Origin of the sequence: Alteromonas sp. PRIM-21 (genome assembly GCF_027563165.1) — a bacterium.
GTDB lineage: Bacteria > Pseudomonadota > Gammaproteobacteria > Enterobacterales > Alteromonadaceae > Alteromonas > Alteromonas macleodii_A.
This window is the reverse complement of record NZ_JADOEK010000001.1, coordinates 915,119-927,354: the sequence shown is the minus strand read 5'-3', so window position 1 is coordinate 927,354 and position 12,236 is coordinate 915,119. Positions and strand designations below refer to the sequence as shown.

The 12,236-nt window shown below is 43.0% G+C and carries 11 protein-coding genes; 4 read left to right on the top strand and 7 right to left on the bottom strand.

Annotated elements, in window-relative coordinates; all coding sequences use genetic code 11:
• The first annotated feature begins 221 nt into the window (after window positions 1-221).
• The 3 genes from IW644_RS03950 to IW644_RS03940 are packed head-to-tail and all read left to right on the top strand — an operon-like array spanning window position 222 to window position 3,748.
• Window positions 222-1,187 carry a hypothetical protein gene (locus tag IW644_RS03950; protein WP_269916487.1) on the top strand — a complete coding sequence of 322 codons (966 nt, stop codon included), beginning with the start codon at window positions 222-224 and terminating at the stop codon, window positions 1,185-1,187.
• A gap of 9 nt (window positions 1,188-1,196) precedes the next feature.
• Window positions 1,197-1,703, top strand: a complete 507-nt coding sequence (locus IW644_RS03945) for a YfiR family protein (RefSeq protein WP_269916486.1) — start codon at window positions 1,197-1,199, stop codon at window positions 1,701-1,703.
• Window positions 1,703-3,748, top strand: a complete 2,046-nt coding sequence (locus IW644_RS03940) for a bifunctional diguanylate cyclase/phosphodiesterase (RefSeq protein ID WP_269916485.1) — start codon at window positions 1,703-1,705, stop codon at window positions 3,746-3,748. Before IW644_RS03945 ends, IW644_RS03940 begins: the two co-directional genes overlap by 1 nt.
• A gap of 34 nt (window positions 3,749-3,782) precedes the next feature.
• On the opposite strand, the gene IW644_RS03935 is transcribed toward IW644_RS03940, so the two are convergent.
• A complete protein-coding gene (locus IW644_RS03935; RefSeq protein ID WP_269916484.1) occupies window positions 3,783-4,733 on the bottom strand; it encodes a LysR family transcriptional regulator in 951 nt (316 codons plus the stop codon).
• A gap of 190 nt (window positions 4,734-4,923) precedes the next feature.
• On the opposite strand from IW644_RS03935, the gene IW644_RS03930 reads away from it, so the two are divergent.
• Complete coding sequence (locus IW644_RS03930; RefSeq protein ID WP_442864417.1) at window positions 4,924-5,754, top strand: DUF4437 domain-containing protein; 831 nt, start codon at window positions 4,924-4,926, stop codon at window positions 5,752-5,754.
• On the opposite strand, the gene IW644_RS20005 is transcribed toward IW644_RS03930, so the two are convergent.
• The 6 genes from IW644_RS20005 to IW644_RS03905 all read right to left on the bottom strand — a co-directional run bounded on the left by IW644_RS20005 (window position 5,732) and on the right by IW644_RS03905 (window position 12,155).
• A complete protein-coding gene (locus IW644_RS20005; RefSeq protein WP_442864416.1) occupies window positions 5,732-6,022 on the bottom strand; it encodes a DUF3325 family protein in 291 nt (96 codons plus the stop codon). The genes IW644_RS03930 and IW644_RS20005 overlap by 23 nt on opposite strands.
• On the bottom strand, window positions 6,019-7,593 hold the full coding sequence (locus tag IW644_RS03925; protein ID WP_269916483.1) for a PepSY-associated TM helix domain-containing protein: 1,575 nt from the start codon (window positions 7,591-7,593) through the stop codon (window positions 6,019-6,021). The genes IW644_RS20005 and IW644_RS03925 overlap by 4 nt, the downstream gene beginning before the upstream one ends.
• 20 nt (window positions 7,594-7,613) lie before the next feature.
• Complete coding sequence (locus IW644_RS03920; RefSeq protein WP_269916482.1) at window positions 7,614-7,907, bottom strand: hypothetical protein; 294 nt, start codon at window positions 7,905-7,907, stop codon at window positions 7,614-7,616.
• A 15-nt stretch (window positions 7,908-7,922) separates the two neighbouring features.
• A complete protein-coding gene (locus tag IW644_RS03915) occupies window positions 7,923-10,370 on the bottom strand; it encodes a TonB-dependent receptor (RefSeq protein WP_269916481.1) in 2,448 nt (815 codons plus the stop codon).
• Between the two features lie 269 nt (window positions 10,371-10,639).
• Window positions 10,640-11,491: a DUF3307 domain-containing protein gene (locus IW644_RS03910; RefSeq protein WP_269916480.1), complete on the bottom strand. Its 852-nt coding sequence runs from the start codon at window positions 11,489-11,491 to the stop codon at window positions 10,640-10,642.
• Window positions 11,481-12,155, bottom strand: coding sequence for a hypothetical protein (locus IW644_RS03905; RefSeq protein ID WP_269916479.1), 675 nt, complete (start codon window positions 12,153-12,155; stop codon window positions 11,481-11,483). Before IW644_RS03905 ends, IW644_RS03910 begins: the two co-directional genes overlap by 11 nt.
• Window positions 12,156-12,236 lie beyond the last annotated feature (81 nt).

Here is a 12,236-nt window from a genome sequence, read left to right as displayed (position 1 = left end):
TAAACTGTAATTTTTCTTTATTAATCAAACTACTAAAAATATAAAGAATACTAAAGACTAATAAGTAAGATTCCTCAACTCCCTTATAATAATCTATACTAAAGCAGTCATCTCTTTTTCAGTGGTTTTTTTACATGTTGCTTCGCTATTTAGTTCCTTGCGCTCTTCTCTTTTCCAGCGGTTTCGCTTACTCACAAAGCACGCCCTCAGAATTTGCTGAGATGAGCTTTCAAGATTTACTCAACGTCAATGTCAATGACAATATTGATAGCGTTGAACAAAGAAAGTGGTCGCTATCTTTGCAGTTTAAAGCCGCCGAGTTTGACGGTTACATGATTGATGATAGTGATATCTCACTGGATGAGGTTTTATTCAGCCCGGGGGAAGAAAGCCGAACCGAGGAAAACTTCCCGGTTGTCCCCACCGTTATTAATCAATACGTTAAAGTTGTACAAATAGGCTATCAAGTTAGAAGCGACGTCAAAATTGGTGTTCAGATACCACTTATTCGGCAAGAAACTGATCATATTAGTGTAGTGCCCGGGTATGACGAGTTTTTGATTTCATCTGAAGGTTTAGGTGATGTTGTCGTAACTGGCCATTATGAATTTGCATCAAATGAAAACTACAGCATTTGGTTAAGTGGCGGAATTAGCTTGCCCACAGGGTCGATAGACGAAGAGGGAGACACACCGCGCGCTGCGGGTGACCAACAACTCCCCTATACTATGCAACTCGGCTCTGGCACCTATGATTTCCCTTTCGAAATAGGCTATCAAAATAAGGGGCGTTATCCGTTTTCTATTATGTTTTCAGCAAGAGTTCGCACCGGTGATAACGATAGAAACTATCGTTTAGGCAATAACTATGAACTTAACGGCAAATACAACTTTGTTATCTCGCAAGAAACAACCCTATTTGCGGGGGCAGAATTAAGCTATGCCGATTCAATACACGGACGAGACGAAGAAATAACGGTGGATGGTGATTTTCCCTACCCTGCGGGTATAACTAACCCAGAATTATATGGCGGGAGCAAAGTGAGATTGTTCGGGGGTGTAAATTACTTCGCTACAGATTGGCTGCAACTGCAACTTAGTGGCAGTAAGCCGGTATACCAAAATCTAAATGGCCCTCAACCTAAAGAATTGTGGCGATTAGGCTTTCAATTGTCGACTCTCTTTTAAGTAAACCGTGTGATAAAACTACCGAACGCTTACACCGTCAAGATAGCATGCATAACAGTCGTATATTGCTTACTCTGTTCTCAAGCGTTTGCCGAGCTACCTAAAATCGATAAGCTTAAAGCCGCTTACATGTATAACTTCACCAAGTTTATTACATGGCAGAGCAATGAGTCTGTTCCTATCGTTTTTTGTATACACAAAAATGATGAGCTTTTGTCGTTCTTTGATGCGTTAGTAAAAACCCGGGAAAAAGACAAAATAAGCCTTGTAGTATCAGATAGTAAACATGCAAGCTACTGTCATATGACTTATTTATCGGCAAGTGATGAACTAGCCGACAGCCAATTACGCAACAGTGTTTTGATCACTGAAAACAACGAGATAATAGGCGTTGCGCCCGTTTTCCGTTTTTATACTGAAAACCAAAAACTCAGGTTTGAAATCGACGTAGCACGTGCGGACGAATTAAACGTTAAAATTAGCGCTAAGCTCTTACAAGTGGCGAGGGTTAAGTGATGTTTCGACGCTCCTCGTTCTTTACTAAACAACTGCTAGCCGTCCTAGCCGTTAATTTCTTCTCCTTGTGTTTGGTGGCGGGTCTGCTTTACAACAACTTTGTTGCCGATTACAAAAGTAACTTGGTAGATGTACTAGACAACCAATCTACCCTTCTTGCGTCTGCAGCAAGTACATCAGTTCTATTTAGCGATGTCGAAACCACACAAGAATTGCTTGATGCCGCGTCTAAACTCCCCGCGATAAAGAGTGCAAAAGTGTATGACGACGCATATACGGTCATTGCAAGCTACGCCATGGATGACTTTGAGGAAGATACATCTCCTTCAACAGTTAAAGAAGGCGCAACTTTCGGTAAACGCCTAATCCATTACCTGAAACCTATAGAATTTAACGATGAAGTGATTGGTTATCTCATACTTACTGCAAGCACCACTTCGCTAGAAGAACAACAGCAGCATGCTATGTACGTCGTATTAGGTGTACTCATAGTCAGCATGCTGTTTACTTACCTCTTTCACTGGCGGCTTCAGAGTTTTCTATCAAAACCCATTCAACAGCTTATTTCACTTGTTAAGTTTGTAGGAAGCAAACGTGAGTACTCTAAACGTCTCCCTGACAAAAGAGATGATGAACTCGGTGAACTTTTTGAAGGCGTTAACCACATACTAGCCACAGTAGAAAGTCACCAAGCTCAGCTAAAAGCCCAAAACACAGAGTTAGAGCGAGTAGTTGAACTGCGCACTAGGCAGCTATATCAAAAAGCGAACTACGATGCCCTTACCCAGCTTCCAAACAGACATTTGTTTGTAGAAAAGTTAGATGAAGCCGTAAACAAAGCTAATGCCCAAAACTCTGCCCTTTCTATTTTATTTCTCGACCTAGACAGGTTTAAACTGATTAACGACACGCTAGGCCATGATATTGGCGATGAAGTCCTAATTATTGTGGCCAAAAAACTAGCAGCAATAGTTACCGAAGAAGATTGCGTTTGTCGCTGGGGTGGTGATGAATTTGTAATCATGCTAGAGGGTGTTGCCGAACATGATGAGCTTGTTGCTTTATCTTCTGAAATTATCGAAAGCCTTAGCCAGCCAATGGCAATAGGTAGCAACCAGCTTCACATTTCAACCAGTATTGGCATTGCACTCCATCAAAGAAATCTAGAAACGGGAATAGAAATATTAAAGCACGCTGATACAAGCATGTATCACGCTAAAGAAAAAGGCCCTGGGCACTTTAGCTTTTTTAATATTGAAATGCTTGAAGAGTCTTTGGTACGTCTATCTCTAGAAAGTAGAATTCGACAAGCTATTAAACTAGAAGGTGCTTTCTCACTAGTGTATCAGCCTCAGATCAGTATACGCAGCGATAAAATTATCGGTCTAGAGTCGCTGATACGCTGGAATGATGAAGGAACTGATATCGCGCCGTCACAGTTTATTCCAGTTGCTGAGGAAGCAGGTTTAATTAACCCTCTTACTACCTGGGTACTTGAAAATGTATGCCAGCAAATTCGAAAGTGGCTAGATGAAGGGCTAAATTTAGTGCCGGTGGCAGTCAATTTGCCTGCAAGCTTTTTGATACAACTAGACTGTGCAGAACAAATCGAAGAAGTATTAAGTAAGTATCAGGTCCCACCACATTTACTGGAAGTTGAGTTAACCGAAAACACCTTTATTAGCTCTACAGATTTTGCATTAACTTCTCTTAAAAAACTGAAAAAAATTGGTCTCAACATTTCCATCGATGACTTTGGCACTGGCTACTCTTGCCTTAGCTACATAGGCACACTTCCTATCAACAAGCTTAAAATTGATGGCAGTTTCGTTTCTCAATTAGGGCAATCAAGTTCTAACGACGGTATTGTTAACACCATTATAATGCTTGCGAAGAGTTTAGAGTTGACCACTTTGGGCGAGTGCGTAGAAACTAAAGAGCAGCAGCAGGCCCTTGCTGAAATGGGCTGTGATTCTATCCAAGGATATTTGCACCATAAACCGCTTAAAAGCAGTGAGGTAGCGCCCTTGATGTCTCGGCATTGAGATAGTGAATCGAGACCAAGCCGCTATCAGCCTGTTAAGAGCACGGCCATTCATTTTCATTAAGTAAGCCTTTTTCTATAAGCTTGTGTCGACGTTCCTCAATGGCCAATTTCAATTCATCTCTAACTAATCTTACTGCTGGGGTGATCAGATGTCGGCTGGGTAACATTATCCACATTTCAGTTAATGGTACCTGAAACTGATGTAACACCCGCTTTAATTTACCGCTCAATAACTCTTCAGCCACGTCAATGGCTGACTTCTTGGCAATACCCATACCGTCAATGCACCATCGTCTAACAATGTCTCCGTCATTAACGGCGCGATTGCTGCGCACTTTTACCTTAATTTTTTCGTTCTCTTTCACCAATTCCCATGTGTTATGAGTTTGATCGTAAAGTTTATAAAGTAAGGCATTGTGCTGAATCAGGTCGTTTGTTGTTAGTGGTTCACCGTACTTTTCAATGTATGCGGGGGATGCACAGATAACATGTGGAATATTGCACACTCTAAAACCATACATTTGTGACTCTTTTACTGCTTCTTTAGTCATTGCACGAAGAGCAACATCAACACCGTCGCGATAAAAGTCCACTCGGCTATCGCTTACATGTAGTCGCAACGAGAGTTCGGGGTTTTTACCTTGTACTTTATTAAGCAGTTCGCGCATTAGATTCCGTCCCATCTCCGATGACATCGCCATGCGAAGCTCACCATTAACACTTTGCCTTTCCTCCGTAATGAGAGATAAACCTTGCTGGAGTGTATTTAGCGCCTGTTGAGCCATAGGTAAGTATTGTTCCCCTTCATGGGACAGCCTAATTTTGCGTGTACTTCTCACAAAAAGCGCTACGCCAAGCTGCTCTTCTAAACGTTTAATGGCCATGCTTGCAGCGGATGAACTGATATCAAGCTTCTTAGCCGCTGCCGTTATCGAATTGACTTCAGCGACTTTCACAAACACAGAAAGGTCTTCGGTTTTCATTTTTCCCTCACAGGTTTAGTCCACATACGCCCTTTAAAACATATAAAGAAAAGGCAAATGGATCACTTCCATTATCCACGTTTTCGGGAAAGTTCTTATCGATTTTGGTCGTTTATTATCCGTTAACCAACGAATAAACTGTCATTCATTCGTTAATGACATTAGTAGCAAGGATACACAGGAGCTTTATATGAAACATATCGCGTGGCGAAAACTAACCATGGCGTCGCTAGTTGTAGGCGCTTGTGCTGCTTTTTTACCCAGCGCCTATGCTGAAACAAAGGTAGTAAGTGCAGAAGATGTTAAATGGGGTTACTTAAATCCTGCACGCGGTGACAAAAGCCCAGGCGCAGCCGACCTATGGGGTGATAGAACAAAAGACACAGCCACAGGTATGCTAGTTCGTTTTAATAAGGGCTTTGAATCGCCACCCCACATCCACAACATTACCTATCGCGGTATTGTTATTGAAGGTGAAATGCACAATGACGACCCAAGTGCCGCTAAAATGTGGATGCCAACGGGTTCGTTTTGGACTCAGCCTGCCGGTGAAGATCACACTACAGCAGCAAACGACAAAACCAACCTGATTTACCTAGAAATTGACGAGGGTCCGTATTTAGTTAAACCGTCAAAAGAACATTTCGATAATGGAGAACGCCCCGTTAATTTGCACATCCATAACATGGTATGGCTGCAAAAGAGTGACTTAGTCAACATTGCGGCTGACGGCGTATCCGCCACTTATCTATGGGGCGATACCAATAGTGTTTACGGTACTTTAGTTAAACTGCCAAGCGGCTTTGAAGGTTCAATAACATCTAACGGTGATGAATTTAAGGCCGTAGTGATAAAGGGCAGCCTAAACTATAAGCAAGATAGCAACGCTGAAGCACTAGCACTTGATGCGGGAAGCTATATTGAATCATCCACACCAGCAACACACAAAGTCCGCAACGTAAGTGATGCTGACGCTATCGTTTATGTTAGAAGCTCATCTAAGTATCAAGTAAAGAACTGAAGTACACTGCGATAATTAGGAGGGCTGCACTTAATGTGCAGCACCACCACACTATTGCGATACTGATAATTTCAAAACGCGTTAACGCTAAACACAAAGATGCAGTGAGTAGCAACCAGCCTATTAACTTGGTAAAGGGTGGCGAGGGTAATAGACGTAACACCTTCGTTAATACCCTACTATTACCTGCCTGCTTCGCGTGTTTGTTCATTGCTAACATTAAGCATAAGAAGCCTAACAGTTGTAGTATAAAAACTAGTGTTATCATTCCTGCTCCTTTTTCACACAAGTGCTAGCTTTTGTACCTTTTGAGGCTATATCCGCATTGGTAATACGTAAACCTATTTTCTTTGCAGCCCAATACAAAATGGTACCTGAAACGAAAAAAGCAGGAATGAAGCTTAAATAGACGCTATCTAAATATTCGATACTGTTTGCTATTCGGTCTCTAAATAACACGAGTTCTATAGTAACGGTGAAAAAACATAGCCCACTTGCTAGCGCGAACTGCTCTTTCCAAGCAACAGCAGCTTTTGCACGCCAAAATGCGTGAACAGCACTTAATGCCCACACAGTAAAAAATGTGTTTACTTCTAATTGGGCGCGGCCTGCAACATCGTGCCCTATCAACTTGTTAGCAATAAAAAACGAAACGCTGGCCAATATTAAGCCAGCAACAGCGGCTACATTACCTTTTTCCACAAGCGCTAAAGTGAACGGGTTTTGCTTAGCGCTTTTTTTCCGCTGAGTGACCCAAATGATATTGCCAGTGGCAATAAGCGCGCAGCCTAAAATACCTAACCCAAATAGCAACCATCGCATGCCAATAGGGGCAAAGTTTGCCTGATGGAGTCCGTATAGAATACGTCGTATTTGAGCTGGAACCGTTTCGTCATCGTAACCTTTAAGTTGTTTACCTGTATAGGTTTCAAAAACTAAACGGTCTGCACGGTTTGATACTGTTGTGGCCTTGCTACGCTCTACAACCATTCGGCTATTTTTATACCCTACGCCTTCAACGGTAATTCTTGCTATTGGGTTGGGCTCGCGCCACTGATTAGCAATTTTTTCTTGTATATGCGCATAGTTCGGCACAGGGACTGGCATGGAGGGCGGCACGTTTAACAAGTGATCGCTACCAATAACTTTTTCACCTAGCTGCAGGCTCGGCAGTGAAGGAATAATCTGGCGATTTACGCCTCGTTCTCCCCGTTCGAAATTAGCGTTAGCGGTATAGGGCAAATACATAATCGCGTAAATGAAAATACCGCTTAGGCAGATCATAATACAAAATGGAATAGTGAGAATACCGGCTAAGGCATGAAAGTCGGTGGTCCACTTTTTTAGCTTTTGCGGGCGAAGCGTGAAGAAGTCTTTAAAAAATCTGCGGTGTGTATAAATACCGGTAAAAATAGCAAGCAACATTGCCATTGCAGCAATGCCGGCAATGTACCGCCCGCCAAAGCCTCGAAGTTGCAACGTGTAGTGAAAATTTCTAAAAAACAAGCCGCCTTTTGTGTCTGTTTCATTTTCTCTTGCAGCGAGTTGATTGTTGAAGGTCACGGTTTGTCTTTGCTTACCCTCACGCCATTGCACACTCCAAAGTGCAGAACGCTCTGAAGGCAAGGCTATCCGCCACTGCTCAGCTTCACCTGCATGTTCATTTAAATAAGTAAAAGAGTGGGCGAGCATCGATTGCTGACTTTGAGAAATGCTTCCTCGTTCAGGCATCAGATAGCGCGTTATTTCCGGTGTAAAATAGCTTAACGTGCCAGTGAAAAATATGGCGAAAAGCAACCAGCCGAGTATCACACCTAAATAGGTGTGCAACCAAATCATACTCTTTCTGAATGTAGCTTTCATAATGGTGTGCTTAAAGGTGAAACTAACGGAAGCGCCACGGCGAGTATGCTAATAAAAGCAATTAAAAACGCGCACCACTTCTTCGTATGCTTGATAGCAAAGCTTGCGATAAATACAGCAAAAAATACGAAGTAGCTTGCCATACTGCCACTTAGTATTGCCACTCCCTCTTGCTGCTTAAACATGTGGAAAAATATATAAGCGAAGTAAAAGCTTATTAGCGCAGAAACGGCATAGCCGCCCAGAATGGCGGCTATGCTACGCAGCGCAACGTCTACGTTGTTATTCAATGTGCTTACTCTTTTTTAGAAGCGATAGGCAACTGAAAGTTTCGCATTACGCTCTTCGCCTGGTAAACCACCTAGGTACATAGCACTGCTGTAGTAGTCTTTGTTGTCCAAGTTACGTAGGTTTAGCTGTACGTCCCAGTCGTCCGATACATAGCTAACTGCCGCATCCCATACTGTGTATGAGTCTACGAATGCGTAGTCTACGCCAAATGCCGATGCTGAGATGGTACGCTCGTCTTCATAGGTTACACCAACGCTGAACTTAACCGGCGCAGGTAGCGCTTCAAAGCTATGGCTATAGGTTAGCCAAGTACTTGCGAACTTTTCAGCAATTCCCTTCGTCTGTTCTTCATCAGTGCTCGATGCATATGCGCCAGGTTCAGTACGCGGCTCTTGATAAGTACCGTTTGCATTAAGCGACCACTGCTCATTAATATCGAAGTTAATATCTACTTCAACACCCGTAGTGCGGTCTTGCTCGTCGTAATAGAACTCTGGTACATCAATGTTGTAAGACGGATCTTCAATATTATCTTCATACAGTGGGTTGGTGTACTGAAGGTTTGTACGCGCCGTATCAAACACTACCACCGAGCCAATGACCTGTTCATTTAGCGCAGTAAAACGTACGCCTAAATCCCACGATTCTGATTCAGAGTCAGGTCGGTTGTTTTCTTCTGATAGAGAACCTAGTGTGCTGTACGCAGTGCGACCTTTTGAGTGGTTAATGAAAGTACTTAGGCTGTCGCTATACATGTAGGTTAAGCCTAAGTTGTAGGTGAAACCATCATCATTTGCATCGTACTCTGGGTTACCATCGCTAAATTGGTTCTGATAGGTTTGCTTTACGCCACCGTATGCACCACCAATACGTGCAGTAAAGTTATCATTTAGATACAGAACTTCTTGGAAGCTAACGCCCCAGCTAGATACCTCTTTGTCGTACTTGCTACGAAGCGCTGGGTTATAGTCTTCAAACGTGCCGGTGGGCCAATTTGGGTTACGAATATCTAAGATGTAAGGCACAGCATCGCTTCGTGTGTCGTCTGCATCCCAAATAGACCATTGCGTGTATTCTATGTCCATATTTTCATAGTTAGCACTAAATAGGTGCTCACCACGAATATCGCCTAGCGACCAAGTATTTGTGAGGTCGATAAAGTATTGCCACACACTTTCTTGTGCTTCAACTTTACGGTATTCCTGTCGACGTGCTGCATATGGGTACAATACATCGTTAATAACAAGCGGCGCTCGCGGCTCTAGGTTAGTCGTTCCGTTTCTGTCCACGTAAACATAGTTAAACGCGCTGGTTTGACGAATATACTCTGTTTCGTAGGTACGGTATTGTAGTTGCTGAGTTAAAGACCAATCGTCGTTAATGGCTAAGTCTTGACGAAGCTTCACGCGGAACTCTTCACCTTCATTCGGGCGAGAAATTGGTGATATGAGGCTAGTATCACCCAAGTCAAAAGGCTGAACCCCATCAGTAGAAACTAGCGAAGCAGCTAATTCGTCGCGCTGAGCGTCGGTAAGCTGTAAACCACCTGATTCTGCAGTATCGTTAACCAAGTCAGCGCCAGTCAAACTACCTGCGTCAGTATCGAACATGGTTAGGTCGATAAGTCGAACGGGATGACCTACCGAATCAATTTGTACAGCATCGTCAATATAAGCAGCAGACAATAGGAACTGGTTATCACTTGATGCAACATATTTAAGTGATGTGTAAAGCTCGCTTCGCTCATCGCTAAGTCCACGATAACCGTCAGACTGCTCGCGGTTTGCTACTACGCGATAAGCAAGGTCCTTGTTAATCGCGCCTGTTGCGTCAGCCATTATTGAATAGCTATCCCAACTGCCTACTGAGGCTTTAACTTCATAGGCTTCTTGAAACTGCGGCTTCTTCTCAATAAGGTTGATAATACCACCCGCTTCGCCCATGCCGTATAGACCAGTTGCAGGGCCTTTGAGCACTTCAATACTTTCAATATTAGTCATTGAACGTGTTGGGTTATAACTGTTGCCCAAATCTGCACCAGCATAAATACCGTCAAAGGTGTAGTTAACACCAAGGCCGCGAATCGCTAAATTATCACCTACACCGTAATTGTTTCCATCTTGGCTTAGACCACTGATGTTGCGAATACTCTCTTGCAGCGTATCTACACCCTGCTCTCTTAACAAAGTACCGTCAACAACCACGATAGCCGCTGGCGTTTCCATTAGGCTCATATTTGATTTAGTGGCCGTACCCGACTCCAGAATAAGTCGATTGTGGCGACCGTAAACGGTAATGACGTCTAAGTTTTCTTCCGCACTTTGTACTTGAGAATCTACAGGTGTCTCAGCATCGTTGTCTTGCGCCAGTACCGACGTGGCAGTAACTGTAGACGTTACAGATAAAAGAGAGAGAAGAATTGCATTAGCAACTTTACTTTTTTTGTGTGAAGTGTGGTTCATTTTTCGCCTAAATCTAAATGATAATAGTTATCGCTTTTGATAAGGCGGCGAATGTTAGGATGAGCGCTCAGTTAAATCAATATAAAAATAGCCATTAGTTCAATTTTTCTTAAAAAATACTTAAATTCTGCACTTTTTTACGTTTTATACACAATTGCTTTTTAATAATTAAACAAAATTGATTTAAGTTGAGCGGCCTTTTGCACTGCAGCTGGAGGGCGTTATAGCTAAGCGCTTTTGATTTATTTTGCGAGGATAATCAGGGATTACTAAGATTTAATAGGTAGGTGCCCTAACACCGCCGAGCACGCCAGACCAATCGCTAATGTTATCGCCACGCTAGTAAAGGTGCCGAGCAATACATACTCGGTAAGTTTTCTATCCTGGTGCTTAGTTAAATCACCGAAACGGAAAATAGATTTAGCTGCAATAAGAAACCCTATAGCGGAAAACTGATTTAACAATACAAAGGTTAACATGAGTACACGCTCTAAGTAGCCAATACGCTGCCCTGCCAGTGACAAGGTTTGTTGTGCTTCAGTGGTTATCGTAGGCGGATCATTAGGATGGGCTGATGGGGGTTTGTTAGTTAAAACTTCACTGCTCCAAGGGGACAGCAGTTGCTTTATAACAATTGAGCTGGGCTTAAGCACGGCTAAATAGGCAAGAAGCACCGCTAAATGTTGTGCACCTAGTAGCTTTAGTAACGCTAGTGCACTGTGCCATTGGTTTGTGGCATATAAAAACACGCCCAAGATCACAGCCACGTGTGCAAGCTGATCGATGACAAACGCGGTAGTATTTTGGGAGCAATAAGACTTAATCACGTCAATTTTAAAATGAGAAACCGCTATTATAAGCGTTGCGATGCCTATTGTAGCCATGCTGTCGTTGCCGGATAAAAGCACTAATGCGATAAAGGCAAGTGCACCATGTAGTAGTGCATGTAAATACAAAGGTAACGCTAGCGCGTGTCGCTCGTTTCTTTGCTTTACCCAAGAATAGGGTTGAAAATAAAAGTCGGCAAGCAAGTGTGCAAGTAGTAACCCCACCAATAGTTCAGGCTGTGCAAAGTCAGGAACGGCGTTAACGATAGCGCCTTTTGATGTTTCAGCTATCATTTAACGCTCCAGTTATGGCGTGCTTCATATAATCAAGGTATTCAGCAACAAGCTTGTAATTACTCGCGTTAAGAATTCGACTCACATTGCTTCTATTTTTATTAAGTAATGCCGCTATATTCTCATGACTTTTGTCCGAGGCTTCAAGGTAGGTCAGTAAGCTTTCTGATTGGGTTTGTGTTAAGCCGCTTGCATGAGTATCCGCAAAGCGTGTAAGTAACTGAGTTTTGTTTTCTAGCTCGGTATTGCTGCTGGAAAAAGCAAGGTAATTGGGTTTAATCGAATCAAGCCCGCGCCCTGATAAAACAAAGGCTTCCCCCGTGCCTGTTTTCACTTCTTTAGGACGAAAATGTGCTTCACCCACTGCTACGCTTATTCTTACATCAACGCTTGGCATGCGTGCTTTTAGCGCTAAACGTAAACCTAATGCAATGTGCATACTGTACTGGGGTTGGTTCACCGCCAGCTGAAATGCGTCGCCGCGATAAATGTCAAAATGGCCGTCATACTGCTTAGCGTAACTCGATAAGTGCTGATTTAGCGCAGTGAGGATATCTCTGAAGTCTTCGTCAGTATAAGACTGAGAGTCTGTGATATCGCCGGTCAGCACGCCAGCATAGCTCTTCAGTTTACTATTTATTGCGTTGTTTTTGTTCGTGTTCATTTTGCGCCGCCGTGATCTTTTTTCATTACAAGAAACGCTTTAACTTGTTATCACTATGACACGCCTATCCACCAAATTCAA